At 64.3% G+C, this 25,433-nt stretch carries 25 protein-coding genes; 15 read left to right on the top strand and 10 right to left on the bottom strand.

Translation table 11 applies throughout. The features are described 5' to 3' along the window. Positions 1 to 2: 2 nt before the first annotated feature. The 5 genes from Q0C59_RS04235 (at position 3) to Q0C59_RS04215 (ending at position 5,087) form a co-directional block, all read left to right on the top strand. Positions 3 to 1,295 (top strand): replication-associated recombination protein A, encoded by a 1,293-nt coding sequence (locus tag Q0C59_RS04235; protein ID WP_291212146.1) that lies wholly within the window; start codon positions 3 to 5, stop codon positions 1,293 to 1,295. 231 nt (positions 1,296 to 1,526) lie between these two features. Beyond that, on the top strand, positions 1,527 to 2,456 hold the full coding sequence (locus Q0C59_RS04230; RefSeq protein ID WP_291212143.1) for a branched-chain amino acid ABC transporter permease: 930 nt from the start codon (positions 1,527 to 1,529) through the stop codon (positions 2,454 to 2,456). A gap of 17 nt (positions 2,457 to 2,473) precedes the next feature. Then, a complete protein-coding gene (locus tag Q0C59_RS04225; protein ID WP_291212140.1) occupies positions 2,474 to 3,571 on the top strand; it encodes a branched-chain amino acid ABC transporter permease in 1,098 nt (365 codons plus the stop codon). A 14-nt stretch (positions 3,572 to 3,585) separates the two neighbouring features. Next, positions 3,586 to 4,356 (top strand): ABC transporter ATP-binding protein, encoded by a 771-nt coding sequence (locus Q0C59_RS04220; protein WP_291212137.1) that lies wholly within the window; start codon positions 3,586 to 3,588, stop codon positions 4,354 to 4,356. A 14-nt stretch (positions 4,357 to 4,370) separates the two neighbouring features. Continuing rightward, a complete protein-coding gene (locus Q0C59_RS04215; RefSeq protein ID WP_291212134.1) occupies positions 4,371 to 5,087 on the top strand; it encodes an ABC transporter ATP-binding protein in 717 nt (238 codons plus the stop codon). A gap of 40 nt (positions 5,088 to 5,127) precedes the next feature. Here Q0C59_RS04215 and Q0C59_RS04210 read toward each other — a convergent pair whose 3' ends face one another. The 5 genes from Q0C59_RS04210 to hemA all read right to left on the bottom strand — a co-directional run bounded on the left by Q0C59_RS04210 (position 5,128) and on the right by hemA (position 10,004). Next, the gene (locus tag Q0C59_RS04210; protein ID WP_291212130.1) at positions 5,128 to 6,132 is read right to left on the bottom strand and encodes an AAA family ATPase; all 1,005 of its coding nucleotides are present in this window, start codon (positions 6,130 to 6,132) and stop codon (positions 5,128 to 5,130) included. Between the two features lie 196 nt (positions 6,133 to 6,328). Beyond that, the gene (gene grxD / locus Q0C59_RS04205) at positions 6,329 to 6,652 is read right to left on the bottom strand and encodes a Grx4 family monothiol glutaredoxin (protein WP_291212127.1); all 324 of its coding nucleotides are present in this window, start codon (positions 6,650 to 6,652) and stop codon (positions 6,329 to 6,331) included. Positions 6,653 to 6,705: 53 nt separating this feature from the next. Further along, positions 6,706 to 7,542, bottom strand: a complete 837-nt coding sequence (prmC, locus tag Q0C59_RS04200) for a peptide chain release factor N(5)-glutamine methyltransferase (protein WP_291212125.1) — start codon at positions 7,540 to 7,542, stop codon at positions 6,706 to 6,708. Next, the gene (gene prfA, locus Q0C59_RS04195; protein ID WP_291212122.1) at positions 7,539 to 8,627 is read right to left on the bottom strand and encodes a peptide chain release factor 1; all 1,089 of its coding nucleotides are present in this window, start codon (positions 8,625 to 8,627) and stop codon (positions 7,539 to 7,541) included. Before prfA ends, prmC begins: the two co-directional genes overlap by 4 nt. Positions 8,628 to 8,705: 78 nt before the next feature. Then, positions 8,706 to 10,004, bottom strand: a complete 1,299-nt coding sequence (gene hemA / locus Q0C59_RS04190; protein ID WP_291212119.1) for a glutamyl-tRNA reductase — start codon at positions 10,002 to 10,004, stop codon at positions 8,706 to 8,708. A gap of 48 nt (positions 10,005 to 10,052) precedes the next feature. Here hemA and Q0C59_RS04185 point away from each other — a divergent pair, with 48 nt between their 5' ends. Next, the gene (locus tag Q0C59_RS04185) at positions 10,053 to 10,319 is read left to right on the top strand and encodes a hypothetical protein (protein ID WP_291212116.1); all 267 of its coding nucleotides are present in this window, start codon (positions 10,053 to 10,055) and stop codon (positions 10,317 to 10,319) included. 1 nt (position 10,320) lies between these two features. Here the strand turns inward: Q0C59_RS04185 and ugpQ are convergent, their stop codons facing one another. The 5 genes from ugpQ to ugpB all read right to left on the bottom strand — a co-directional run bounded on the left by ugpQ (position 10,321) and on the right by ugpB (position 15,249). After that, on the bottom strand, positions 10,321 to 11,061 hold the full coding sequence (ugpQ, locus tag Q0C59_RS04180) for a glycerophosphodiester phosphodiesterase (RefSeq protein WP_291212115.1): 741 nt from the start codon (positions 11,059 to 11,061) through the stop codon (positions 10,321 to 10,323). Continuing rightward, complete coding sequence (locus Q0C59_RS04175) at positions 11,058 to 12,068, bottom strand: sn-glycerol-3-phosphate import ATP-binding protein UgpC (protein WP_291212113.1); 1,011 nt, start codon at positions 12,066 to 12,068, stop codon at positions 11,058 to 11,060. Before Q0C59_RS04175 ends, ugpQ begins: the two co-directional genes overlap by 4 nt. 11 nt (positions 12,069 to 12,079) lie before the next feature. Next, positions 12,080 to 12,934 (bottom strand): sn-glycerol-3-phosphate ABC transporter permease UgpE, encoded by an 855-nt coding sequence (gene ugpE / locus Q0C59_RS04170; RefSeq protein WP_291212111.1) that lies wholly within the window; start codon positions 12,932 to 12,934, stop codon positions 12,080 to 12,082. Between the two features lie 13 nt (positions 12,935 to 12,947). Beyond that, on the bottom strand, positions 12,948 to 13,829 hold the full coding sequence (ugpA, locus tag Q0C59_RS04165; RefSeq protein ID WP_291212109.1) for a sn-glycerol-3-phosphate ABC transporter permease UgpA: 882 nt from the start codon (positions 13,827 to 13,829) through the stop codon (positions 12,948 to 12,950). Positions 13,830 to 13,929: 100 nt separating this feature from the next. Beyond that, the gene (gene ugpB, locus Q0C59_RS04160) at positions 13,930 to 15,249 is read right to left on the bottom strand and encodes a sn-glycerol-3-phosphate ABC transporter substrate-binding protein UgpB (RefSeq protein ID WP_291212107.1); all 1,320 of its coding nucleotides are present in this window, start codon (positions 15,247 to 15,249) and stop codon (positions 13,930 to 13,932) included. Positions 15,250 to 15,427: 178 nt separating this feature from the next. Here ugpB and Q0C59_RS04155 point away from each other — a divergent pair, with 178 nt between their 5' ends. The 9 genes from Q0C59_RS04155 to Q0C59_RS04115 all read left to right on the top strand — a co-directional run. Further along, entirely contained in the window at positions 15,428 to 19,297 is a 3,870-nt protein-coding gene (locus Q0C59_RS04155; RefSeq protein ID WP_291212105.1) for an FAD/FMN-binding oxidoreductase, read from the top strand. Positions 19,298 to 19,325: 28 nt separating this feature from the next. Beyond that, on the top strand, positions 19,326 to 19,739 hold the full coding sequence (locus Q0C59_RS04150) for a DUF971 domain-containing protein (RefSeq protein ID WP_291212103.1): 414 nt from the start codon (positions 19,326 to 19,328) through the stop codon (positions 19,737 to 19,739). 10 nt (positions 19,740 to 19,749) lie between these two features. Beyond that, complete coding sequence (gene ubiE / locus Q0C59_RS04145) at positions 19,750 to 20,481, top strand: bifunctional demethylmenaquinone methyltransferase/2-methoxy-6-polyprenyl-1,4-benzoquinol methylase UbiE (RefSeq protein WP_291212101.1); 732 nt, start codon at positions 19,750 to 19,752, stop codon at positions 20,479 to 20,481. 37 nt (positions 20,482 to 20,518) lie between these two features. Next, positions 20,519 to 21,529, top strand: coding sequence for a Tim44 domain-containing protein (locus tag Q0C59_RS04140; protein ID WP_291212099.1), 1,011 nt, complete (start codon positions 20,519 to 20,521; stop codon positions 21,527 to 21,529). Positions 21,530 to 21,618: 89 nt separating this feature from the next. Next, positions 21,619 to 22,251, top strand: a complete 633-nt coding sequence (locus Q0C59_RS04135; protein ID WP_291212096.1) for a hypothetical protein — start codon at positions 21,619 to 21,621, stop codon at positions 22,249 to 22,251. Then, positions 22,248 to 23,813 carry a ubiquinone biosynthesis regulatory protein kinase UbiB gene (gene ubiB / locus Q0C59_RS04130; protein ID WP_291212095.1) on the top strand — a complete coding sequence of 522 codons (1,566 nt, stop codon included), beginning with the start codon at positions 22,248 to 22,250 and terminating at the stop codon, positions 23,811 to 23,813. The genes Q0C59_RS04135 and ubiB overlap by 4 nt, the downstream gene beginning before the upstream one ends. 153 nt (positions 23,814 to 23,966) lie before the next feature. Further along, positions 23,967 to 24,305, top strand: a complete 339-nt coding sequence (locus Q0C59_RS04125; RefSeq protein WP_291212092.1) for an FmdB family zinc ribbon protein — start codon at positions 23,967 to 23,969, stop codon at positions 24,303 to 24,305. A 10-nt stretch (positions 24,306 to 24,315) separates the two neighbouring features. Beyond that, positions 24,316 to 24,996, top strand: coding sequence for a DUF502 domain-containing protein (locus Q0C59_RS04120; RefSeq protein ID WP_291212090.1), 681 nt, complete (start codon positions 24,316 to 24,318; stop codon positions 24,994 to 24,996). Between the two features lie 48 nt (positions 24,997 to 25,044). Further along, positions 25,045 to 25,433: OB-fold nucleic acid binding domain-containing protein (locus Q0C59_RS04115; RefSeq protein WP_291212087.1), on the top strand; the 389-nt coding region annotated here is incomplete at its 3' end.

The following is a 25,433-nucleotide window of genomic DNA, read 5'->3' as shown; positions in this document are numbered from 1 at the left end:
TCGTGCCGGCCCCCAGTCCCCACGCGCCTCTGGCCGAACGCCTGCGCCCGCGAACGCTGGCCGAGGTGACTGGTCAGCAGCACATGCTGGGCGAGGGCATGGCACTGCGTCTGGCGTTTGAGTCAGGCCAACCGCACAGCTGCATCCTCTGGGGACCACCTGGCGTGGGCAAGACCACGATCGCCCGCCTCATGGCCGACGCGTTTGATGCGCAGTTCCTCACCATCAGCGCGGTGCTCGGTGGTGTGAAGGACATCCGCGAGGCGGTCGAGCTTGCGCAAGCGGCGCGGGACGGCCTCACAGCCCAGCGCACCATCCTGTTCGTGGACGAGGTGCACCGCTTCAACAAGAGCCAGCAGGACGCGTTTTTGCCGCACGTGGAGAGCGGCCTGTTCACCTTCATCGGCGCCACGACCGAAAACCCCTCGTTCGAGGTCAACTCGGCCCTGCTCTCGCGCGCTGCGGTGTATGTGCTGCAGCCGCTTTCCGAAGACGACCTGAAGCTGATCGTGACCAAGGCGCAAGCCATCGACGCGGTGCCCGCCATTGAATCCGCTGCCATCGACCGCCTGATCGCCTATGCCGACGGTGATGCCCGTCGCTTGCTCAACACGCTGGAGACGTTGGCCGTTGCCGCGGGCCGTGAAAAGCTCATCGAGATCACCGACGCGTGGCTGCTCAAGGTGCTGGGTGAGCGCATGCGCCGTTACGACAAGGGCGGCGACCAGTTCTACGACACCATCAGCGCCCTGCACAAAAGTGTGCGCGGCTCCGACCCGGATGCAGCGCTCTACTGGTTCGTGCGCATGCTCGACGGCGGCGCCGACCCGCGCTACATGGCTCGGCGCTTCATCCGCATGGCCAGCGAAGACATTGGTCTGGCCGACCCACGCGCCCTGCGCCTGGCGCTGGACGCGGCCGATGTGTACGAACGCCTGGGCAGCCCCGAAGGCGAACTGGCGTTGGCCGAGTGTGTGATCTACCTCGCCGTGGCGCCCAAGTCCAACGCGGTCTACAAGGCCTTCAACGAGGCCAAGGCCTGGGTCAAGAAGGACGGCACGCGCCCGGTGCCCATGCACCTGCGCAATGCGCCCACCAAGCTCATGAAAGAGCTCGACCACGGCAAGGGATACCGGTACGCGCACGACGAAGAAGGGGGGTTCGCGGCCGGCGAGCGCTACCTGCCCGAAGGCATGGCCGAGCCCGGTTTCTACCGGCCGGTGGACCGTGGACTGGAGTTGCGCATCGCCGATAAGCTGCGCGAACTCAAGAATCGCAACAATCAAGATAACTAATGAATCGCCAATCGCGCTGATGCAAGCGCAGGTGCCCCACGGCGATTTCGGGTAAACCCTTGTTCGCTAAGGGCTTACACGCATGCAGCCCCCAAAAGCGCCTCATTACAATCCGTCCACCAACCCGCAGTCTGTCCTGTTCAAAGGTCAGGTCTGGCGGGTTTTTTGCTAGGTTGAAACCGGCCAGCGCCACAAGCGCCTCTCGGCCTGTCACACACACGGAGAACCCTCATGGAAGTTTTGCTTCAGCAGATCATCAACGGTCTGGTGCTGGGCAGCATGTATGCGCTCGTGGCCCTGGGTTACACCATGGTCTACGGCATCATCGGGCTGATCAATTTCGCCCACGGCGACGTCCTCATGGTGGGTGCGCTCACCAGTTGGACCATCATCGGCGTGATGCAGGACGCCACGCCCGGCATGCCGGGCTGGCTTGTTCTGTTGCTGGCGGTGATCATTGCCATGGTGGTCTGTGCCACCCTCAACTTCACGATCGAGAAACTGGCCTATCGACCGCTGCGCAACTCCTCCCGATTGGCGCCGCTGATCACGGCCATCGGCATGTCGCTGCTGTTGCAGACCTTCGCCATGATCATCTGGAAACCCAATCCCAAGTCGTACCCGAACATGCTCCCTACCGAGCCGGTCGAGTTTGCGGGTGCGGTGATCTCCATCACGCAGATCACCATCCTGGCCACCACCGCCATCACGCTGGCCTTCCTGATGTGGCTGGTCAACCGCACCAATCTGGGTCGCGCCATGCGTGCCACCGCCGAGAACCCGCGGGTCGCCGCGCTCATGGGCATCAAGCCCGACGTGGTGATTTCCGCCACCTTCATCATCGGCGCCATGCTCGCCGCCATCGCCGGTGTGATGTGGGCTTCGAACTACGGCACGGTGCAACACGCCATGGGATTCATGCCCGGCCTCAAGGCCTTTGTGGCGGCGGTCATGGGCGGCATCGGCAACCTTGCCGGAGCGGTGGTCGGTGGCATTGCCCTCGGCCTGATCGAATCGCTGGGGGCTGGTTACCTCGGCAAGCTCACCGGTGGCGTGCTGGGCAGCCAGTACACCGACATCTTCGCTTTCATCGTGCTGGCCGTCGTGCTCACGCTGCGCCCCTCGGGCCTGCTGGGTGAACGTGTGGCTGACCGCGCCTGAGCGCCAGGAGACATCACATGATGAACACCAAAACCGGCAAGCTGATCCTGTTTCTGCTCGCGGGCGCGGCCTTGCTGCTGCTGCCCATCCTGCTGCAGTCCACCGGCAGCAACTCCTGGGTGCGCATTCTCGACATCGCGCTGCTCTACGTGCTGCTGGCCCTGGGCCTGAACATCGTGGTGGGCTACGCCGGCCTGCTCGACCTGGGTTACATCGCGTTCTTTGCGGTGGGTGCCTATGTGTTTGCGCTGCTGGGTTCGCCCCACCTCACCGACACCTTCCCCGCCATCAAGGCCATGTTTCCTGAGGGCATCCACTACAGCATCTGGATCGTGATGATCGTGGCCGCGGTGATTGCCGGCATTGTCGGCATGATCCTGGGTGCGCCCACGCTCAAGCTGCGCGGCGACTACCTGGCCATCATCACGCTGGGCTTTGGCGAGATCATCCGCATCTTCCTGCTCAACATGGACCGTCCGGTGAACATCACCAACGGGCCCAAAGGCATCAGCCAGATCGACACCATTTCGGTCTTCGGGGTGGATCTCGGCAAGCGCTTCACGGTGGAGTTGGGTGATTTCACCTACACCTTCCAGCCGGTCACGCTCTACTACTACCTGTTCCTGTTCTTCGTGATCCTGGCGATCATCATTTCGTACCGCCTGCAAGACTCGCGCATCGGCCGCGCCTGGATGGCGATTCGCGAAGACGAGATCGCTGCCAAGGCCATGGGCCTGAACACGCGCAACCTTAAGCTGCTGGCCTTCGGCATGGGCGCTTCGTTCGGTGGTGTGTCCGGTGTGCTGTTCGCCTCGTTCCAGCGTTTTGTCTCGCCCGAGTCCTTCTCGCTCATGGAGTCGATCATGGTCGTGGCCATGGTGGTGCTGGGCGGCATTGGGCACATTCCCGGTGTGGTGCTGGGTGCCTTGCTGCTGGCGGGTCTGCCCGAGCTGCTGCGGCACGTGGCGCACCCGCTCACGGCCATGACCGATGGCCGCCTGGCCCCTGAAATCCTGCGCCAGCTGCTGATTGCGCTGGCCATGGTGGTGGTGATGCTGATCCGTCCCAAAGGCTTGTGGCCCGCCCCCGAGCACGGCAAGTCCTTGTCCAAGTGAGCGGAGCAACTTCAATGACCGAAACCATCCTCAAAGTTGCCAATGTCTCCAAACGCTTCGGCGGGCTGCAAGCCCTCAGCGATGTGGGCATGGAGATCAAACGCGGCCAGGTGTATGGCCTGATCGGCCCCAACGGAGCCGGCAAAACCACTTTCTTCAACGTTTTGACCGGTCTGTACACGCCGGACAGCGGCACCTTCGAACTCGCCGGCAAGCCCTACACACCGAGTGCGGTGCACGAAGTGGCCAAGGCAGGCATTGCACGCACCTTCCAGAACATCCGCCTGTTCGCAGAAATGACGGCGCTGGAAAACGTGATGGTCGGGCGCCACGTGCGCACCCATTCGGGCCTGATCGGCGCGGTGCTGCGCACGCCCGGGTTCAAACGCGAAGAAGCCGAGATCACGGCGCGTGCCCGCGAGCTGCTGGCGTACGTCGGCATTGAGCGGTTCGCGGACTACAAGTCGCGCACGCTGAGCTACGGCGACCAGCGCCGCCTGGAGATTGCGCGCGCCCTGGCCACCGACCCTCAGCTGATCGCACTGGACGAGCCCGCCGCCGGCATGAACGCCACCGAGAAGGTGCAGCTGCGCGAACTGATCGACCAGATCCGCAACGACAACCGCACCATCCTGCTGATCGAACACGACGTGAAGCTGGTCATGGGCCTGTGCGACCGTGTGACCGTGCTCGACTACGGCAAACAGCTCTCGTCCGGCACGCCCGCCGATGTGCAGCGAGACCCCAAGGTGATCGAGGCCTATCTCGGCACCGGTGGCCACTGAACCAGGACCGACACATGGCAAACACACTCCTCAAAATCAGCGGCCTGAAGGTCGCCTACGGCGGCATCAAGGCCGTCAAGGGCATCGACCTGGAAGTGAACGAAGGCGAGCTGATTTCGCTGATCGGCTCCAACGGCGCAGGCAAGACCACCACCATGAAGGCCGTGACCGGTTCGCTCGCGTTTGAAGCCGGCGACATCGAATACATGGGCCGGAGCATCAAGGGCAAGGGCGCCTGGGACCTGGTCAAACAGGGCCTGGCCATGGTGCCGGAGGGCCGTGGCGTGTTCACGCGCATGAGCATCACCGAAAACCTGCAGATGGGCGCTTACATCCGCAACGACAAGGACGGCATCGCGCAGGACATCGAGAAGATGTTCAACATCTTCCCGCGCCTGCGCGAACGCAAGGACCAGCTCGCCGGCACCATGAGCGGCGGCGAACAGCAGATGCTGGCCATGGCGCGCGCCCTCATGAGCCAGCCCAAGGTGCTGCTGCTCGACGAGCCGTCCATGGGCCTTTCGCCCATCATGGTCGACAAGATCTTCGAGGTGGTGCGCGATGTGTCCAAGCAGGGCGTGACCATTCTGCTGGTCGAGCAGAACGCCCGCCGCGCGTTGCAGATCGCCGACCGTGGCTACGTGATGGACTCGGGCGAGATCATCATGACCGGCAAGGGCCGCGACATGCTGGACGACCCGAAGGTGCGCGCCGCCTACCTCGGCGAATAGAGAGCAGTCCCCACGCTCCGCCGCTGCGCGGAGCGAGGCCTTACTGAAGGAACCCGATGCGGCTCTTGCCTGCTCCCGCCTTGGGCAGGTCGTCGGGTTCCACGCGGTAGCGGTTGTCCAGCCGCGCATTGCCGAACGCGGTGACCAGTGCCCTGCGCATCTCGCGCGGTGCCAGCACCGCCAGTTGGTCCAGCACGTCGTCGGCCGGCTCCGGGTCGAAGCGTTGTCCCCAGTCGTGTTCGCCCAGGATGCCGCGGTGCAGGTGCGCGGCGATCTTGCGCGCGGCTTCCAGCGAGGGCGGCGCGATCTCGTACACGTTCATGCGGTTCATGATCGGCTCGGGAATGTGGCGTTCGTTGTTGGCGGTGGTGACCCAGATCACCTGACTCGCGTCGATCGGCACCTCGGCGAACTCGTCCACAAAGCTTTGCGCCGTGTCGTGTTCCAGCAGGCTGTAGAGCGCGCCCAGCGGGTCGTACTGCGCGTCGGCATTGGCCTTGTCGATCTCGTCGACCACGATCACCGGGTTGGCGTACTGGCCGTCCACCAGCGCTTCAAACACTTTGCCCGGTTTGGCGCCTTTCCATTGCGACGAGGAACCCGACAGCAGCCAGCCCGCCGTCATGGAGCTCATGGGCACGAGACTCATGCTGGTGCCCAGCAGGTCCGCGAGCTGTTTGGCGAAGTGGGTCTTGCCCACACCGGGCGGGCCGAGCAAGAGGATGGGCGTCACCTCCAGGCTGTCGCGGCTGTCCTGGCTCAGGGCCACATGGCGCTTCACGTCGTCGAGCACGTCAACGAAATTGGGCAGCAGGTCGTAGAGTGGGGCCATGTCGGGCACGCCCGAGGGTTTGACGGCAAAGCGCTGTGGACCGCGCTCCAGCATGCGTTGCCAGGTGTTGCGCAGGCACTCGTATTCGCGTTCATTGCCGCTGGCCTGCAATTTGGCCAGCTTGCGCTCGACGTCGTCGGCGCTGAACACGCTGCGCATCTGGGCGATGGGCAGACCAAGCGGGGGTGAAGCGACCAGGCTGCGTGAGCTCATGCGGTTCTCCTTGAAGGTTCAGTGGCAGTTTCATTCAAGCACAAGATGTGCCGGCCATGAACACCGAAAAGCCCCACAAAGGTCCCGCTGAACTAAGGATTGACCGCTGGCGTGCAAAACCGCGCGAAAGGCGCCGCTTCAGATCCAGAAACAACAAAGCCACCCGAGGGTGGCTTGTGCGGCAGCGCAGGGGCTGTCAGCTTTGGCCGGTGATGACCTGCTGCAGTTCGCCCGACTGGTACATCTCCATCATGATGTCCGAGCCGCCGACAAATTCGCCCTTGACGTAGAGCTGCGGGATGGTCGGCCAGTTGCTGTATTCCTTGATGCCCTGGCGCACTTCTTCGTCTTCGAGCACGTTCACGGTCTTGAGCGTCTTGGTCTCGACGCCGCAGGCCTTGAGGATCTGGATGGCTCGGCCGGAGAAGCCGCACATGGGGAAACTCGCGTTGCCCTTCATGAACAGCACGATCTCGTTGGATTTGACCAGTTGGTCGATTCGGGTTTGGGCGTCGCTCATGGCTGAAAGGTCCTTCTGCGAATGGGTCTGGAGTGACCCGGGAACGGCCTGCATTATCGCCGTTGTGGCCACTGGCCGCCGCTGCAGCGTTCGATGGCCGCAAGGTCGGTGCGGCTGCTCACCTGTTCGAATCCGGCGGCTTGCAGCAGGCCGCGCACCACCTCGGCCTGGTCGAAGCCGTGTTCGATCAACAGCCAGCCGCCAGACACCAGCGCATGCGGTGCGTCGGCGACGATGGTGCGGATGTCGCTGAGGCCGTCGGCGCCGGCCGTGAGGGCACTCAAGGGTTCATGGGTCAGGGCGGCCAGGTGCGGGTCGTGCTCGGCAATGTAGGGCGGGTTGGTGACGATCACTTCAAAGCGTTGACCGGGCACCGCGTCCAGCCAGGACCCTGCGTGAAACCGCACGGGCAGGCCCAGACGCTGTGCATTGCTGCGGGCCACTGCGAGCGCGTCGTCGCTGGCGTCGGTCGCGCTCACCGATGCCGTCGGTCGTTGTGATGCGATGGCCAGCGCAATGGCGCCGCTGCCCGTGCCCAGGTCCAGCACGCGCATTGCGTCGTTCGCGTCATCCACCTTCTCCAGCGCCCAGTTCACGAGCGTTTCGGTGTCGGGGCGCGGAACCAGCACGCGCCGGTCCACCTGCAATTGCAGGCCAAAGAACTCCTGGTCGCCGCGCAGGTAGGCCATGGGTTCATCGCGCTGGCGTCGCCCAACGAGGACTGCCAGCCGTGCTGCTGCATCGGCCGGCAGCGCATCACCGTCGTGCGCCACGAGCCACGCGCGGTCGTGCGGACTGCGCTGCAGGGCGAGCAAGAGCAGCATCTGCGCATCGAGGCGGTCCAGGCCACCCTGTTGCAGCACCGCCAGTGTCTGGCGAACGGTGTTCATCCGCCGTTGCGCTGTTCAAGCTCGGCCAGCAGCTCGGTGCCGCGCGCCACCTGCAGGGCATGGACCATCTCGTCCAGATCACCCTCCATCACCTGCAGCACCTTGTACAGCGTGAGATTGATACGGTGGTCGGTGATGCGACCCTGGGGAAAGTTGTAGGTGCGGATGCGGTCGCTGCGGTCGCCGCTGCCGATCAGGCCCTTGCGCGTGGCGGCTTCCTTGGCGGCGCGTTCGCTGCGGTCTTTTTCCTGCAGGCGGGCGGTGAGCACCTGCAGGGCCTTGGCCTTGTTGCTGTGCTGGCTGCGGCCATCCTGGCATTCGGCGGTGATGCCGGTGGGCAGGTGGGTCACGCGCACGGCCGAGTCGGTTTTGTTGATGTGCTGGCCGCCGGCGCCGCTGGCGCGGTAGGTGTCGATGCGCAGCTCGCTCGGGTTGAGCTTCACCGCCTCGGTCTCGTCTGGCTCGGGCATCACCGCCACGGTGGCCGCGCTGGTGTGGATGCGCCCTTGCGTTTCGGTGGCGGGCACACGCTGCACGCGGTGACCGCCCGACTCGAAGCGCAGCCGGCCGTAGGCGCCGGGGCCGGACACGCGCAGCACCACCTCCTTGTAGCCACCGAGTTCGCTGGGCGATTCGCTCACCGCTTCGACCTGCCAGCCCTGGCGCTCGGCGTAGCGGGTGTACAGCCGAGCAAGGTCGCCGGCGAACAGCGCCGACTCGTCGCCACCGGTACCGGCCCGAATTTCCACGAAGGCGTTGCGCTCGTCGTCCGGGTCCTTGGGCAACAGCAGTTGTTGCAGGTCGGTGTCGAGCTGGGCCATGTCGGCCTGGGCAGTGTCGATTTCTTCGCGCGCCATGTCGGCCATCTCGGCCTCCCCGAGCATCTCGGTGGCCGACGCCAAGTCGGCTTCGCGCTGCAGGTAGCGGTTGAACACCTCAACCACTGTGGAGGCGTCGGCATGCTCACGGCTGAGTGTCTTGAAGCGCTCCATGTTGTCCACCACGTCGGGCGCAGAGAGCAGGGCGTCGAGCTCGTGCAGGCGGGCGCGTTGGCGCAGCAAGGTGTCGCGGACGAAAGGTTTCATGGGTGGGGAATGTCGATGTCAGCCGGAAGGGCGCTTTGCGGGTGAGGACCCGCAAACGGCACCCGCCCGGTCAGACCGCTAGGCCTGCGGAGCGCGCGGCGATTTGGCGCTTGACTCGCGCAGGAACAGGCGCGAGACGGTTTGCGCCGTCGCTGCGCGCGCGGCGTTGTCGCCGGTGTGCAGTTCGGCCAGCGTGCCGTGCAGCATCTTCTGGGTCAGGCCCTTGGACAAGGCTTCGAGCACAGCCTCCACCGGTTCGCCCTTGGCCAGCATGCGGCGCGCGCGGGCAAGTTCGGTGGCTCGCCACTCATCGGCCTGTGCGTTGATCTGCTGGATCAGGGGCACCACGCCGCTGGCGGGGTTGCGCTGGTCCATCCAGTTCATGAAGCTGGCCACACCGGCGTCGATGATCACCTCAGCCTGGGCCACGGCGGCCTGGCGGTTTTCCTTGCCGGTTTGCACCACGGTGGCCAGGTCGTCCACTGTGTAGAGGTAAACGTCGGTCAGCGCCTTTACTTCAAATTCGATGTCGCGCGGCACCGCCAGGTCGACCATGAACATGGGGCGGTAGCGGCGTTTTTTCAGCGCGCGCTCTACGGCGCCCAGCCCGATGATGGGCAGCGTGCTGGCGGTGCAACTGATGACGGCGTCGAATTCGTGCAGTCGATCGGGCACGTCGGCCAGGCGGATCACCTGGGCGCCGAAGCGGTTGGCCAGCTTCTCGCCGCGCTCCAGCGTGCGGTTGGCGATCGCCATGCTCTTGGGCGTTTTGGCCGCGAAGTGGGTGGCGGCGAGTTCGATCATCTCGCCCGCGCCGACGAACAGCACCCGGATTTCCTTCAGATCTTCAAACAGCTGCGAGGCCAGGCGCACGGCCGCAGCCGTCATGCTGATGGAGTGGGCACCAATCTCGGTGGAGCTGCGAACTTCCTTGGCCACGGCAAAGGAGCGCTGGAACAGCTGGTGCAGCGTGCTGCCGAGCGCCCCGGCATCGTTGGCGGCGCGCACCGCGTCTTTCATCTGGCCCAGGATCTGCGCCTCACCCAGCACCATGCTGTCCAGGCCGCTGGCCACGCGGAACGCGTGGCGGGCGGCCTGGTCGTCGCGCAGCACGTAAGCGTGGTCGCGCAAGACGTTCGTGCTCACGCCGCCGGTCTGGGCCAGCCAGTCCAGCGTGGGGTCCACGGCAGAAGCATCGCCAGCGCCGTAGAGCTCGGTGCGGTTGCAGGTGGAGAGCAGGGTGGCCTCGGGTTGGCGCGCAAGACTCTGGCGGTAACCGTCGAGCGTGGGCTGGATCTGATCCAGTGCGAACGCAAAACGGCCCCGCAAATCGAGCGGAGCCGTGTGATGGTTGATACCGAGGGTCCAGACAGACATGCGCGGATTATAAAATTGATCGCTTATGCATGTCACTGTCAACTATCGATGACACCTCTATCTGTATTGGCCCACCTGGCGGGTTTTGTGGCGCCCGCGCTTGGCGTGGGTTTGCTGTTGTGGGCCGGCCTGCGCATCCGCCGCAAAGGCCGACCGGGTCTGGGCAGCGCCATGCAGATCTCCCTGCTGTGGGTCTTGGGCATCGGCGTGCTGCTGGCGGGGCTGATCTACTTCGGCCGTGACGGCAAGATCGCCACTTATGCGGCGCTGGTGCTGGTCCAGGGAACGGTGGCCTGGTGGCTGAGGGGGCGTTGATTCAGGGGCCCGGCGCAAACAGGTCCACCCGGTCGGTGATGATGCCGTCCAGCCCCAGATCGAGCAGGCGCTGGGCCGCCCAGTCGTCGTTGACCGTGTAGGCCAGCATGCGAAGGCCGTTGGCCCGCGCGGTGGCCACCAGCGCAGCGTCCCACAGCGCGTGGTTGCACACGATCGCCACGCATTCCAGCGAGCGCGCCATGTCCAGCCAACCGTCCCACAAGGTGTCCAGCAGCAGGCCACGAGGCAACTCGGGCGCGGTGAGCATCGCGCCTTGCAAGGCTTCGGGCCGGAACGAGGTGAGCAGCGGGGGGCGGTTCGGCTGATTTCGCCAGAGCCGCTGCGCGGCCGCCGCCACGGCCCGGCCAGTCTGGGCTTCCAGACCCGGGGTGGGTTTGATTTCAATGTTGAGCCAGCAGACGTTGGCCTGGCAGTAACGGGCCACGCTCTCCAGCGTGGCCAGGGGCTCACCCGCGAAGCTGCTTGAATGCCAGCTGCCGGCATCCAGTTGACTCAAGGCGCTCCAGGACTGGTCGCCGCCGATACCGTGGCCGTTGCTGGTGCGGTTGAGCGTGTCGTCGTGCAGCAGGAACACCACGCCGTCGGCACTGAGTTTGGCGTCGCACTCGGCCATGCGGTAGCCGTGCGAGGCGCCCAGGCGAAAGGCAGCCAGGGTGTTTTCAGGTGCGAGCTTGCCGGCGCCGCGGTGCGCAATCCAGCGTGGGTAGGGCCAGTCGGTCACGGTCCTACCCGTTTGCCGGTGCTGGCGTCATACCAGTGCTGTCGGTCTTCGCGCGGCTTGGCCCGGATGGTGCTGCCGATGGCTGGCGCGCCCTGGTCTTCGTGGGTGCGGATGATCACCAGTTCGTCGCCCACGCGGGCATGCACCAGGCGCTCGGCCCCCAGCAATTCCACCGTGTCGACCACCAGCGACCAACCCTCGGTGCCGATGTCGAGGTGCTCCGGACGAATGCCCAGCAACTGGCCGGGTTTGCCGCCGGGCGCGTTCTTCAGCAAGTTCATGGGTGGAGAACCGATGAAGCTGGCGACGAAGGTGGTGGCCGGGCGGGAGTAAACCTCTTCGGGCGTGCCGAACTGTTCCATGTTGCCTGCGTTCATCACGATCATGCGCTGTGCCAGCGTCATGGCTTCAACCTGATCGTGCGTGACGAACAGACTGGTGATGCCAAGTTCGCGGTGCAGCTTCTGGATCTCCAGGCGCGTCTGGGCGCGCAGCTTGGCGTCCAGGTTGGACAGTGGCTCATCGAACAGGAAAACCTGCGGCTGGCGCACGATGGCACGACCCATGGCCACGCGCTGGCGTTGACCGCCCGAGAGCTGTCGCGGCTTGCGGTCGAGCAACTGGCCGAGCTCCAGGATGCCGGCGGCCTTGTCCACCCGGGCCTTGATCTCGTCTTTGGGCACCTTGGCGATTTTCAAGCCATAGGCCATGTTGTCGAACACGCTCATGTGCGGGTAGAGCGCGTAGTTCTGGAACACCATGGCAATGTCGCGTTCGGCCGGCTCCAGCTTGTTGACCACGCGACTGCCGATGCTGATCTCGCCGCCGCTGATCTCCTCGAGCCCGGCCACCATGCGCAGCAGGGTGCTCTTGCCGCAACCCGACGGACCCACGATGACGATGAACTCGCCGTCGGCGATCTCGGCGTTGACGCCGTGAATCACTTGCAGCGATTGTTTGCCCTGGATGTACTTCTTTACGACGTTCTTGAACTGGATGGAGGCCATGTTGTGTCTGCTTATTTTTCGGTATCGACCAGGCCCTTGACGAACCACTTCTGCATGAGGATGACCACAAAGGCCGGCGGCAGCATGGCCAGGAAGGCGGTGGCCATCAGCACGTTCCACTCGGTGTACGACTCGCCCGAAACCAGGCGCTTGATGCCCAGAACGATGGGGTACATGTCTTCGTTGGTGGTGATCAGCAAGGGCCACAGGTACTGGTTCCAGCCGTAGATGAACTGGATCACGAACAGCGCCGCAATGCTGGTGCGCGACATCGGCAGCAGCACGTCCCAGAAAAAGCGCATGGGACCCGCGCCGTCCACGCGCGCGGCTTCGACCAGTTCGTCGGGCACGGTCAGGAAGAACTGGCGGAACAGGAAGGTGGCGGTGGCCGAGGCGATGAGCGGAATGGTCAGGCCGGCGTAGGTGTTGAGCATGCCCAGGTCGCTCACCACCTTGTAGGTCGGGCCGATGCGCACTTCCACCGGCAGCATCAGGGTGACGAAGATCATCCAGAACACCAGGTTGCGAAACGGGAACCGGAAGTAAACGATGGCAAAGGCCGACAGCAGCGAGATAGCGATCTTTCCGATGGCAATCGCCAGGGCCATGATCAGGCTCGTGCCCATCATGGGCAGTGCTGCAGGCAGTGTGCTGCCGGCTTCGGTCACGCCGCCGAAGAGCGCCACCTTGTAGGTGGTGAGCATGTTCGAGCCGGGCAGCAGCGACATGGGCACCGACGAGGCGATGTCCTGCGCCGACTGGGTGGACGCAACGATGGTGAGGTAGACCGGAAAGGCCACGATGGCCACCCCGACGATGAGGATGAAGTGGGCCAGGAAGTCCAGGCCCGGGCGGCGTTCGATCATGGGCAGTTCGCTTTCAGTATTGGACTTTTTTCTCGACGAAGCGGAACTGGATCACCGTCAGCGCTATGACGATGGTCATCAGCACCACCGACTGCGCAGCCGAGCCGCCCAGGTCCAGTGCCTTGAAGCCGTCGTAGTACACCTTGTAGACCAGGATCGAGGTCGATTGGCCCGGCCCGCCTTGCGTGGCCGCGTCGATGATGGCGAAGGTGTCGAAGAACGCGTAGACGATGTTGATGACCAGCAGGAAGAAGGTGGTGGGCGACAGCAACGGAAACACGATGCTCCAGAAGCGGCGCCAGAAGCCGGCGCCGTCGATCGCAGCCGCTTCAATCAGCGACTTGGGTATCGACTGCAGCCCGGCCAGGAAGAACAGGAAGTTGTAGGAAATCTGCTTCCACACCGACGCCATCACGATCAAGGCCATCGCGTCGTCTGGCTCGAGCAGGTGGTTCCAGTCGTATCCCAGCAGGCGCAGCAGGTACGACACCGTGCCGAAAGGCGAGGCGAACATGAACAGCCACAAGACGCCCGCCACCACGGGCGCCACCGCATAAGGCCAGATCAACAGGGTTTTGTAGGTGCTGGAGCCCTTGATCACTCGATCGGCCATCAGGGCCAGCAACAAGGCCACCACCAGGCCGATGACGGCCACCAGCACCGAGAACACCGCGGTGGTGTTGAAGGAATCGATGTAGGTTTCATCCTCCCACAGGCGTTCGAAATTGAGCATACCCACGAACTCGGTCGTGGTGCCAAAGGCGTCTTGCTGCAGCACGCTCTGGTAGAGCGCTTGCGCGGCCGGCCAGAAGAAGAAGATCAGCACCACCGCCATTTGCGGAGCGACCAGCAGCCAAGGCAGCCAGGCGGATTTGAAGCGAACGCGTTTTTCCATGGGATTTCAGTCGGAAGGTCGCGGAGTATGCAACGAAAAACCGCCCCGGCCAGAGATTCCGGCGCGGGGCGGGTGGGGCAGCGGTGTGCCCGTCAGCTCATCACTTGCCCCGGTTGGCGGCAGCAAAGCGGCTGAGCTGCTCGTTGCCGCGGCGCACAGCGTCGTCCAGCGCCTGCTTGGCCGACTTGCGACCGGCCCAGACCTGCTCAAGCTCTTCGTCGTTGATGGTGCGGATCTGCACGAAGTTGCCCAGACGAATGCCGCGCGACTTCTCGGTGGTCTTGCGGATCATCTGCTCCACCGACACGTCGGTGCCCGGGTTTTGCTTGTAGAAGCCGGACTTGTCGGTCATCTCATAGGACGCGGTGGTCAGTGGCAAATAGCCTGTGCGCTGGTGGCTTTTGGCAGCCTCTTCGGCCTTGGAGAGGTGGGCGAAGAACTGGGCCACGCCCTTGTACTCATCGTCCTTCTTGCCCGACATCACCCACAAGCTGGCACCGCCGATCACGGTGTTCTGCGGAGCGCCTGGCACATCGGGGTAGTACGGCAGGGCGCCGATCCCGCTGGCGAATTTGGCATTGCGCTTGATGTTGCCGTACAGCGCCGACGAACCGGTGGTCATGGCGCATTCGCCAGAGACGAAGGTGGCATCAGCCGCGTTGCCACGGCCCTTGTAGACGAACAGACCGGTCTTGGCCATGTTGGCCAGGTTTTCGATGTGGCGCACGTGCAGCGGGCTGTTGAAGGTGAGCTTGGCATTGATGCCCCGCATGCCGTTGCCCAGGGTGGCGAACTCGGTGTTGTGCCAGGCCGAGAAGCTCTCCAGCTGCGTCCAGCTCACCCAGCTGGTGGTGAAGGGACACTTGTGACCCGAGGCCTTGAGCGCACCGGCGGCCAGGGCCACCTCCGGCCAGGTGGTCGGGGGCTTGTCGGGATTCAGGCCGGCGGCCTTGAAGGCGTCTTTGTTGTAGTGAAAGACGGTCGTCGAGCTGTTGAACGGAAAGCTCAGCATCTGGCCGTTGGGAGCGGTGTAGTAGCCGGCCACCGCGGGCACATAGGCGTTGGGATTGAACGTCACGCCAGCCTTCTTCATCACCTCGCCCACCGGCACGATGGCACCGCGACTGGCCATCATGGTGGCGGTTCCGACCTCGAACACCTGCAGGATGTGGGGTGCATTGCCGGCGCGGAACGCAGCAATGGCGCCGGTCATGGACTCATCGTAGCTGCCCTTGAAGGTCGGCACGATCTTGTACTGGGTCTGGCTGCTGTTGTAGTCCTTGGCCAGGTCGTTGACCCACTCACCCAAGGCCCCACCCATGGAATGCCACCACTGGATTTCGGTCTGGGCGTGGACCGGACCACTGATCAGGGCGGCCAGCGCCAGGGCGCCGGTCAGGGGAAGGAATCTCTTTTGCATGGTTGCTCCTAAATTACTTGCTACGGGAACGCCGTAGGGTATGCGGCTTTTGTGACAAAACCATTGCAACGGCGTTTCCCGGCCGTGACAACAGGGGTTTCCATAGGAGGGGTGGGTGTATGGGACCCTGCGGTACCATCTTGGGCTACTTATTGTCACGTTGGCGTCTGCCACATCCATGAACGCTCCCACCCCGCTCTCGCTCTTCGCCGTGGCCACCGACGAAGCACCGCGCCTGCGCGAGATTCCCTACAACTACACCTCCTTTTCCGACCGCGAAATCGTCCAGCGTTTGCTGGGTGAGAGAGCCTGGAAGCTGCTGAACGAACTGCGTGGCGAACGCCGCACCGGCCGCTCGGCCCGCATGTTGTACGAGGTGCTGGGCGACATCTGGGTGGTGCAGCGCAACCCCTACCTGCAGGACGACCTGCTCGATACCCCGAAACGCCGCAAACAGCTGGTCGATGCCTTGCACCACCGCCTGGGTGAAGTGCAGAAGCGCCGCACGCCGCAAGACGACGCCGGGCGCGATGCGCTGGTGGCTGAATTGCTCCAGGCCGCGAATGGGGCTGTGGACGCCTTCTCACGTTCCTTCGACGATATGGCCGCGCTGCGCCAACGCGCCACGAAGGCGCTGCGCAAGCTCACCGCGCACGACAACATCAAGTTCGACGGCCTCTCGCGGGTCTCACACGTGACCGACGCGACCGACTGGCGCGTGGAATACCCCTTCGTGGTGCTCACGCCCGACACCGAAGCCGAAATGGCCTTGCTGGTCAAAGGTTGCTACGAGCTGGGTCTGACCATCATCCCGCGCGGGGGCGGCACCGGCTACACCGGCGGCGCGATCCCGCTGACCTGGAAGAGCGCGGTGATCAACACCGAAAAGCTCGAAGCCATGACCGAGGTGGAATGGGTGAAGGCCCCTGGCCACGACAAACCCCTGCCCACCATCTGGACCGAAGCCGGCGTGGTCACGCAACGTGTGGCCGATGCGGCCGAGCGCGCGGGCCATGTGTTTGCGGTCGATCCGACCTCGGCCGAAGCTTCTTGCATCGGCGGCAACATTGCCATGAACGCCGGCGGCAAGAAGGCCGTGCTCTGGGGCACCGCGCTGGACAACCTGCTGAGCTGGCGCATGGTCACGCCCCAGGCCCAGTGGCTCGAAGTCACTCGCCTGGACCACAACCTGGGCAAAATTCACGACGCCGATGTGGCCAGCTTCGAGCTCAAGTACTTCGAGGCCGACGGCAAGACGCCGGTGCGCACCGAGCAGCTCGTGATTCCCGGCAAGACCTTCCGCAAGGAAGGCCTGGGCAAGGACGTGACCGACAAGTTTCTGAGCGGCCTGCCCGGCATCCAGAAAGAAGGCTGCGACGGCCTGATCACCAGCGCGCGTTGGGTGGTGCACCGCATGCCCGAGCATGTGCGCACCGTGTGCCTGGAGTTTTTCGGCAACCCGCGCGACTGCGTGCCCTCGATCGTCGAGATCAAGGACTTCATGTTTGCCGAGATGAAGCGCCCCGGCGGCGCCATCCTGGCCGGCCTGGAGCACCTGGACGACCGGTATCTGAAGGCCGTGGGCTACGCCACCAAGAGCAAGCGCGGCACCTTGCCCAAGATGGTGCTGGTGGGCGACATCGTGGGCGACGACGCCGATGCGGTGGCCCGCGCCACCAGCGAAGTCATACGCCTGGCCAACTCGCGCAGCGGCGAAGGTTTCGTGGCCATCAGCGCCGAGGCGCGCAAGAAATTCTGGCTCGACCGCAAGCGCACCGCAGCCATCAGCAAACACACCAACGCCTTCAAGATCAACGAAGACGTGGTGATTCCGCTGCCGCGCATGGGTGAGTACACCGAGGGCATCGAGCGCATCAACATCGAGCTCTCGCTGCGCAACAAGATCAAACTGGCCGACGCGCTGGATGCCTTCTTCGCCAAGGGCCAGCTGCCGCTGGGCAAGACCGACGACGCCAACGACATTCCCAGTGCCGAGCTGCTCGAAGACCGCGTGCAACAAGCCCTGGTGCTGGTGCGCGAGGTGCGCGCGCTGTGGGCCGGCTGGCTGCGGGACGTGGACAGCCTGTTCCCGCAACTGCAAGACCACCGCCTGCGCGCGAGCTGGAAAACCCAGTTGCGTGCACCGCTGCAGCAGATCTTCACCGGGGCCGCTTTTGGCGCCGTGCTGGAAGAGTGCACAGCCATTCACAAGCGCGTGCTCAAGGGCCGCGTCTGGGCGGCGCTGCACATGCACGCCGGCGACGGCAATGTGCACACCAACCTGCCGGTCAACAGCGATGACTACGAGATGCTGCAGACGGCGCATGAAGCCGTGGCCCGCATCATGGTGCTGGCGCGCAGCCTGGACGGCGTGATCTCGGGCGAGCACGGCATTGGCATCACCAAGCTGGAATACCTGACCGACGCTGAGTTGCAACCGTTTGCCGACTACAAGGCCAAGGTCGACCCGGAGGGCCGTTTCAACAAGGGCAAGCTGCTGCGCGCGTCTGCCGACGGGGCTCGCAGTGCCGACCTGTCTCACGCCTACACGCCGAGCTTCGGTCTCATGGGCCACGAGTCGCTGATCATGCAGCAGAGCGACATCGGCGCCATCGCTGATTCGGTCAAGGACTGCCTGCGCTGTGGCAAGTGCAAACCGGTCTGCGCCACCCACGTGCCGCGCGCCAACCTGCTCTACAGCCCACGCAACAAGATCCTGGCGACCTCGCTGCTGGTGGAGGCCTTCCTGTACGAAGAGCAGACGCGCCGGGGCATCAGCATCAAGCACTGGGAAGAGTTCGAAGACGTGGCCGATCACTGCACCGTGTGCCATAAATGCCTCTCGCCGTGCCCGGTCAAGATCGACTTTGGTGACGTGACCATGAACATGCGCAACCTGTTGCGCAAGATGGGCAAAAAGAGCTTCCGTCCGGGCAATGCCGTGGCCATGTTGTTCTTGAACGCGACCAATCCCGAGACCATCAAGTTCATGCGCGGCGCCATGGTGGGTGTGGGTTTCAAGGCCCAGCGCCTGGCGAACGACTTGTTCAAGCGCCTCGCCCGCAAGCAGACCAGCGCACCGCCGGCCACGCTGGGAGCGGCTCCCATCAAGGAGCAGGTGATCCACTTCATCAACAAGAAGATGCCCGGGGGTTTGCCCAAGAAGACCGCGCGCGCCTTGCTGGACATTGAAGACAAGGACTACGTGCCCATCATCCGCAACCCGGTGGGGACCACGGCCGAGACCGAAGCGGTGTTCTATTTCCCGGGCTGCGGCTCCGAACGCCTGTTCAGCCAGGTCGGCCTCGCCACGCAGGCCATGCTGTGGCATGCGGGTGTGCAGACCGTGTTGCCGCCGGGTTACCTGTGCTGCGGCTATCCGCAGCGCGGCAGCGGCCAGTTCGACAAGGCCGAGAAGATCATCACCGACAACCGGGTGCTGTTCCACCGCGTGGCCAACACGCTGAACTACCTCGACATCAAGACGGTCGTGGTGAGTTGCGGCACCTGTTACGACCAGCTCCAGGGATACGAATTCGACAAAATTTTCCCGGGCTGCCGCATCATCGACATCCACGAATACCTGTTGGAAAAGGGCATCACGCTGCCTGCCGGACAGGGTGGCTACCTCTACCACGACCCCTGCCACAGTCCCATGAAGCTGCAGGAGCCCATGAAGACGGTGAAGGCGCTGGTGGGCGACAACGTGCTGGAGAGCAAGCGCTGCTGCGGTGAGTCCGGCACGCTGGGTGTGACCCGGCCCGACATTTCGACCCAGATCCGCTTCCGCAAGGAAGAAGAGCTGCTCAAGGGCGAAGCCGCCCTGCGCGCCGCCGGTACCGTCGGTGCCCAGGACAACGTGAAGATCCTCACCTCGTGCCCGAGCTGCCTGCAGGGCCTCACGCGCTATGGCGACGACCTGAACAACGGCCTGCTCGAAGCCGACTACATCGTGGTCGAGATGGCGCGCCAGATCCTGGGAGAAGACTGGCTGCCCACCTACGTGGCCAAGGCCAACGAAGGCGGTATCGAACGCGTGCTGGTCTGACACCGCAACACACAGAGAGACAACTCCCATGGCCGGACTCGACAAGAACACCCCCTCGCCGCAATCGATCACGCTGCACCAGCAATCGCGCGTGCTCGAGATCGGCTTCTCCGATGGCCAGGAATTCAAGATTCCGTTCGAGCTGATGCGCGTGTACTCGCCGTCGGCTGAAGTGCAAGGCCACGGCCCCGGCCAGGAAGTGCTGCAGACCGGCAAACGCGAGGTCGGCATCGTGGCGCTGGAGCCGGTGGGCAACTACGCGGTGCAGCCCACGTTTTCCGACGGCCACAGCTCGGGCATCTTTTCCTGGGACCTGCTGTATTTCCTGGGCTCCAAGCAGGTTGACCTGTGGGCCGACTACACCGCGCGACTGGCTGCTGCCGGCATGGAGCGCGATGCGCCCATGCCGGAAAAAGCCGGCTCGAGCTGCAGCAGCCACTGAGGGCATCGTCATGGCAGACACCCACTTCGGTTTCAAGACGGTCGACGAGCGGGAGAAGGCCTCGCGCGTGCGCAGCGTGTTCGACTCCGTTGCGCCCAAGTACGACGTGATGAACGACCTGATGTCGGCCGGGCTGCACCGCCTCTGGAAGCGCTACACGATCACCGTGGCCAACCCGCAGCCGGGCCAGCAGGTGCTGGACATCGCTGGCGGCACCGGCGATCTGTCGCTGGCGTTTGCGAAAAAGGTCGGGCCTGCAGGACGGGTCGTTCACACCGATATCAATGAGGCGATGTTGCGCGAGGGCCGCGCGCGCCTGCTCGACATGGGCGTGGTGCTCCCGACGCTGGTGTGCGACGCCGAGAAGCTGCCGTTCGCCAGCGAATCGTTCGATTTCGTGTCGGTGGCTTTCGGTTTGCGCAACATGACGAACAAGAAAAACGCGCTGTCCGAGATGCATCGCACGCTCAAGCCAGGTGGGAAGCTGTTGGTGCTGGAGTTTTCCCGGGTGGCGAAGCCGCTCGAAAAAGCTTATGACTGGTATTCGTTCAACATCCTGCCCAAACTGGGCAAGCTGGTGGCCAACGACGAGGACAGCTACCGCTACCTCGCGGAGTCCATCCGCATGCACCCGGGCCAGGAAGAGTTGCGGCAATTGATGCGCTCGGTGGGCTTTGGCCACGTGGATGTGCACAACCTCAGTGCCGGTGTGGTGGCGCTGCATGTGGGCATCAAGTGCTGATCGCAGTGTCGGGTTTTTGATTCAAGGAGACAGGGACATGAACAAGTTGTGGTCGGTGGCGCTGGTGTGCGCCATGGCGTTGGGTTCACAAGACGTCTGGGCCAAGCGCCTGGGCGGTGGCATGTCTTTCGGCAAGCAGTCGGGCAACGTGACGCAGCAGCGCAGTGGCACACCCCCTGCGCAGCAAGCCGCGCCCGCACCCACCCAGAATGCAGCGGCCCGACCTGCCACGGCCAGCCCTGCGGCCGCAGCCGCACCCAAGCGTCCATGGGGCGCCATGCTCGGCGGTCTGGCCGCCGGCCTCGGCCTGGCCTGGCTGGCGTCGGCTCTGGGTTTTGGCGAAGGCTTTGCCCAGTTCCTGATGTTCGCTTTGCTGGCCGCGGTGGTCATGGCCGTGATCGGCATGGTGATGCGCCGCCGCGCTGCCACCAGCAGCGCCGGCAACATGGCTTACCAGGGTGCGGGTGGCCCGCTCACCCAGTCGGGCAACTCCCAGTTCGATCCGGCCACACCGCGCAGCTATTCGCCTCAAAACGTGGGCAACGACGCCTCGGCCCGACCGTGGGAACGCAGCGGTCCCGCCTCGCTTGACACCGCCCTTCCATCCACCACGGGTGGGTCCCTGATCGGTTCCGCCCTGTCCGGCGGCCAGAGCTGGGGTGTGCCGGCCGGCTTTGATGCCGAGGGCTTCCTCAAGGCCTCCAAGGCCAACTTCGTGAGCCTGCAGGACGCCTGGGACCGCTCCGACATTCCGAGCCTGCGTGCCATGATGACCGACGGCATGCTGGAGCAGATCCGCAGCCAGCTGGCCGAGCGCGAAGCCACCAGTGGTGCCAGCGTCAACAAGACCGAAGTCGTGATGCTGGATGCCCAGTTGCTCGGCATCGAAGAGCTGGACGACGCCTACATGGCCAGCGTGGAGTTCTCGGGAATGATCCGGGAAGACGTGTCCTCCGGCCCGAACCCCTTCCGCGAAGTCTGGAACATCACACGTCCCAAAACGGGTTCGGGCGGCTGGCTGGTGGCCGGTGTGCAGGCCTTGCAATAAGCAGCGCAGCCGGGCGCAAGACCCGGCCCCATCGGGGCAATGGCCAACCGCGCCGCCCGCCGGGTTTTATCCGTCAAAATCGGGTGGTCATGAAAAATGAACCACCCGTTTCTCCGTCTGGCCCCGGCACGTCCGGCGCGTCACCCCTGAACTTCCTGCAGTCCCTGCTGGGCTCCATCCGGCCGCCCGACTGGGTGGTGGACGAGCTCCAGAACCGCCTGGTGCTCTTCCTCAACCACGTGTTGATGCAGGAAAGCGCCGCGCAAGACCGCCTGAAGCGCCAGAAGGGCAAGCCCGTGCGCATCCAGTGGGGCGACTTCCACCTCACGCTGGCGCCCACCGCAGCCGGTTTGCTGGAGCGTTGTGATCTCGCAGCCAAGCCCGAACTCAGCGTCACACTGACCCAGACCTCGCCGCTGGAGCTGGCGCAGAGCGTGCTGGCCGGGCAAAAGCCGGGCGTGGACATCCAGGGCGATGTGCAGCTGGCGGCCGAGGTGGCCTGGCTGGTGGACAACGTGCGCTGGGATGTGGAGGAAGACTTGTCCCGCGTGGTGGGCGATGCCACTGCAAATACCATCGCGCGGTTCGCACGCTCGGCCTCAACGGCCGTCAAGTCGTTCGTGGACCGCATGCCTGGCGGGTTTCCGCCGCGGCCGCCCTTCGCTTCTGCGCCCGCGTCCGATGCCGGCGTACCGCCTCGCGACGGCGGACCCAGCGCATGACGCGGCTTTTTCGTGGCGCTTTCATCGTCTGGGTGGTGTTGCGCTACGGGCTGGACGAGCTGGTGCTCTCCAGCTTCCGCGGTCGCGGCATCCGCCTGCTGACCCGCATCGTCTCCATCGGCCGCAACCTCGACGCACCCCGCGGCGAGCGGCTGCGCGAGGCGCTGGAGCGCCTGGGCCCGATCTTTGTGAAGTTCGGCCAGGTGTTGTCAACCCGGCGCGACCTTCTGCCCCCCGATATCGCCGACGAACTCGCCCGCCTGCAGGACCGCGTGCCACCGTTTCCCAGCGAAGTGGCGGTGGCCTGCATCGAACGCGCCTTCGGCAAGCCGCTGACCGAGGTGTTCACCCGCTTCGAGCAGGTGCCGGTGGCCAGTGCATCCATCGCCCAGGTGCACTTTGCCACCTTGCGTGACGGCCGCCACGGCGGGCGCGAGGTGGCGGTGAAGGTGCTGCGGCCCAACATGGCGGCCGTGATCGACAAGGACCTCAGCCTCATGCGCATGATGGCGGGCTGGGTTGAACGTCTCTCAGCCGACGGCAAACGCCTCAAGCCGCGTGAGGTGGTGGGTGAATTCGACAAGTACTTGCACGACGAGCTCGACCTGTTGCGCGAAGCCTCGAACGCCGCGCAGCTGCGTCGCAACATGCAAGGCCTTGAACTGGTGCTGATTCCTGAAATGCTCTGGGACTATTGCCACACCGAGGTGATGGTGATGGAGCGCATGTACGGTCTGCCGATCAACCGCGTGGACGAGTTGCGCAAGCTCGGAGTGGACATTCCGAAACTCGCGCGCGACGGCGTGACGCTCTTCTTTACCCAGGTGTTCCGCGATGGGTTCTTCCACGCCGACATGCACCCGGGCAACATCCAGGTGAGCACGGCGCCGGCCACTTTCGGGCGATACATCTCGCTCGACTTCGGTATCGTCGGCACGCTCACCGAATTCGACAAGGAATACCTGGCGCAGAACTTCACGGCCTTTTTCCGCCGCGACTACAAACGGGTGGCCGAGCTGCACATTGAATCGGGCTGGGTACCTGCCAGTACGCGGGTGGACGAGCTGGAATCGGCCATCCGTGCGGTGTGTGAACCGTATTTCGACCGCCCGCTCAAGGAAATTTCGCTCGGCATGGTGCTCATGCGCCTGTTCCAGACCTCGCGCCGTTTCCAGGTGGAGATCCAGCCGCAACTGGTGCTGCTGCAGAAAACGCTCCTCAACATTGAAGGACTGGGACGCGACCTCGATCCCGAACTGGACCTGTGGAACACCGCCAAGCCGTTTCTGGAAACCTGGATGGTCGAGCAGGTCGGACCGCAGAAACTGTTTCAGCAACTCAAGGCCGAGGCACCCCAGTACGCGAAACTGCTGCCCGCCTTGCCGCGCCTGCTCAACGATTACTTGCAGCACAAGCCCCACGAGCTCCGGCGCGAACTCCACAGCCTGCTGGCCGAGCAGCGCCGAACCAACCGCTTGCTGCAGGCCATCGTGTACGGCGGATTGGGGTTCCTGCTTGGTTTGATCGTGATGCAGGTGCTGGTGCGCGTGCGCCTTTGGTGATTCCGTACCTCGGCGTCGCCGACACCCGGCCCGCAGCGGGACACACCCTCAATTTATAATGACGGGTTTTGTTCCGCGCCCCGTGAGGGAGCTGAGTGCGCCCGCCGGGCGATTGACTCGGCGGGACGTCCTCCTCTTCATCAGGTTCCCGCCATGCCCATCTATGCCTACAAGTGCGAGTCCTGCGGTCATGCCAAGGACGTGCTGCAGAAAATGTCGGACGACCCGCTCACCGTCTGCCCGTCGTGCGGCCAGGCCAGCTTCAAGAAGCAGCTGACCGCTGCCGGGTTCCAGCTCAAGGGTTCGGGCTGGTACGTCACCGATTTCCGCGAGGGCAGCAAGCCGGCTGCCACGCCGGCCGCCGAGGGCGCGCCCGCCGCTGCAGCGTCGGCCAAACCAGCCGGTGACGGCGCCGCCCCTGCACCAGCCGCTGCGCCCGCACCCGCAGCCGCACCGGCGCCCGCCACCCCGACCACGCCGTCGGGTTCCTGAGCCCCGTCCCATGCCTTCTTTGCGCAAATGGTTGTTCTCGGGCCTGCTGGTGCTGGTGCCCCTGATCATCACGCTCTGGGTGCTGGATTGGGTGGTCAGCACGCTCGATCAGACTCTGGGCATCTTGCCCAATGGCTGGCATCCCGACCAGCTCCTCGGCGTGCATGTGCCAGGTCTGGGCGTGGTCTTTGCGCTGGTGGTGGTGTTGTCCATCGGTGCGCTGGCCTCCAACATCATCGGCAACAAGCTGGTGAGTTGGTGGCACGCACTGCTGCACCGCATCCCCGTGGTGCGCTCCATTTACTCCGGTGTGAAACAGGTGTCGGATACGCTGTTCTCCGAGAAGGGCAATGCCTTTCGCAAGGCGCTGCTGATCGAGTGGCCTCACGAAGGCATGTGGACCATCGGCTTTCTCACAGGCTCTCCGACCGGGGATGTTCTTCGCAAGTTGCAGGCGCAACCCGGTCGTTCGGGTGAGCTCGACGAGTTCCACAGCGTGTATGTGCCCACGACCCCCAACCCCACCGGCGGCTATTTCGTGATGGTTCGCAAGACCTCCTGCGTGGAGCTGCAGATGAGCGTGGACGAAGCGCTGACCTACATCGTGTCCATGGGCGTGATCGTGCCCGGTGGACCCAAAAATCCGCACCTCAAAGTGGCTGCCGACGGCGCCATCCAGAAGACCCCCTGATGTTCCCCCGCGGGCCCGGCCCGCGAACCTGTTGAAAGAAGAAGCGAAATGGCGATGCGTACCCACTACTGCGGTCTGGTGACCGAGGCCCAACTGGGCGAAACCGTGAAGCTCTGCGGCTGGGTCAACCGCCGCCGCGACCACGGTGGCGTGATCTTCATCGACCTGCGCGACCGCGAAGGCTATGTTCAGGTGGTCTGCGACCCCGACCGCGCCGAGATGTTCGGCACCGCCGAGAACGTGCGCAACGAGTTCTGCGTGCAGGTGACCGGTCTCGTGCGTGCGCGTCCTGCCGGCACCACCAACGACAAGCTCAAAAGTGGCCAGATCGAGGTGCTGTGCCACGAACTGAAGGTGCTCAACGCTTCGGTCACGCCACCTTTCCAGCTCGACGACGAGAACCTCTCCGAGACCACGCGCCTCACGCACCGCGTGCT

Origin of the sequence: Hydrogenophaga sp. (assembly GCF_022844385.1) — a bacterium.
GTDB lineage: Bacteria > Pseudomonadota > Gammaproteobacteria > Burkholderiales > Burkholderiaceae_C > Hydrogenophaga.
Note: the sequence above shows the minus strand (reverse complement) of the source record. Positions and strands in the feature narration are given on the sequence as shown.

What these genes read in the sequence shown, in the direction of transcription:
- Q0C59_RS04230 (WP_291212143.1), top strand. Translation starts at nt 1,527, where the DNA reads ATGGAAGTTTTGCTTCAGCAGATCATCAACGGTCTGGTGCTGGGCAGC.
- Q0C59_RS04225 (WP_291212140.1), top strand. Translation starts at nt 2,474, where the DNA reads ATGATGAACACCAAAACCGGCAAGCTGATCCTGTTTCTGCTCGCGGGC.
- Q0C59_RS04220 (WP_291212137.1), top strand. Translation starts at nt 3,586, where the DNA reads ATGACCGAAACCATCCTCAAAGTTGCCAATGTCTCCAAACGCTTCGGC.
- Q0C59_RS04215 (WP_291212134.1), top strand. Translation starts at nt 4,371, where the DNA reads ATGGCAAACACACTCCTCAAAATCAGCGGCCTGAAGGTCGCCTACGGC.
- Q0C59_RS04210 (WP_291212130.1), bottom strand. Translation starts at nt 6,132, where the DNA reads ATGAGCTCACGCAGCCTGGTCGCTTCACCCCCGCTTGGTCTGCCCATC.
- grxD (WP_291212127.1), bottom strand. Translation starts at nt 6,652, where the DNA reads ATGAGCGACGCCCAAACCCGAATCGACCAACTGGTCAAATCCAACGAG.
- prmC (WP_291212125.1), bottom strand. Translation starts at nt 7,542, where the DNA reads ATGAACACCGTTCGCCAGACACTGGCGGTGCTGCAACAGGGTGGCCTG.
- prfA (WP_291212122.1), bottom strand. Translation starts at nt 8,627, where the DNA reads ATGAAACCTTTCGTCCGCGACACCTTGCTGCGCCAACGCGCCCGCCTG.
- hemA (WP_291212119.1), bottom strand. Translation starts at nt 10,004, where the DNA reads ATGTCTGTCTGGACCCTCGGTATCAACCATCACACGGCTCCGCTCGAT.
- Q0C59_RS04185 (WP_291212116.1), top strand. Translation starts at nt 10,053, where the DNA reads ATGACACCTCTATCTGTATTGGCCCACCTGGCGGGTTTTGTGGCGCCC.
- Q0C59_RS04175 (WP_291212113.1), bottom strand. Translation starts at nt 12,068, where the DNA reads ATGGCCTCCATCCAGTTCAAGAACGTCGTAAAGAAGTACATCCAGGGC.
- ugpE (WP_291212111.1), bottom strand. Translation starts at nt 12,934, where the DNA reads ATGATCGAACGCCGCCCGGGCCTGGACTTCCTGGCCCACTTCATCCTC.
- ugpA (WP_291212109.1), bottom strand. Translation starts at nt 13,829, where the DNA reads ATGGAAAAACGCGTTCGCTTCAAATCCGCCTGGCTGCCTTGGCTGCTG.
- ugpB (WP_291212107.1), bottom strand. Translation starts at nt 15,249, where the DNA reads ATGCAAAAGAGATTCCTTCCCCTGACCGGCGCCCTGGCGCTGGCCGCC.
- Q0C59_RS04155 (WP_291212105.1), top strand. Translation starts at nt 15,428, where the DNA reads ATGAACGCTCCCACCCCGCTCTCGCTCTTCGCCGTGGCCACCGACGAA.
- Q0C59_RS04150 (WP_291212103.1), top strand. Translation starts at nt 19,326, where the DNA reads ATGGCCGGACTCGACAAGAACACCCCCTCGCCGCAATCGATCACGCTG.
- ubiE (WP_291212101.1), top strand. Translation starts at nt 19,750, where the DNA reads ATGGCAGACACCCACTTCGGTTTCAAGACGGTCGACGAGCGGGAGAAG.
- Q0C59_RS04140 (WP_291212099.1), top strand. Translation starts at nt 20,519, where the DNA reads ATGAACAAGTTGTGGTCGGTGGCGCTGGTGTGCGCCATGGCGTTGGGT.
- Q0C59_RS04135 (WP_291212096.1), top strand. Translation starts at nt 21,619, where the DNA reads ATGAAAAATGAACCACCCGTTTCTCCGTCTGGCCCCGGCACGTCCGGC.
- ubiB (WP_291212095.1), top strand. Translation starts at nt 22,248, where the DNA reads ATGACGCGGCTTTTTCGTGGCGCTTTCATCGTCTGGGTGGTGTTGCGC.
- Q0C59_RS04125 (WP_291212092.1), top strand. Translation starts at nt 23,967, where the DNA reads ATGCCCATCTATGCCTACAAGTGCGAGTCCTGCGGTCATGCCAAGGAC.
- Q0C59_RS04120 (WP_291212090.1), top strand. Translation starts at nt 24,316, where the DNA reads ATGCCTTCTTTGCGCAAATGGTTGTTCTCGGGCCTGCTGGTGCTGGTG.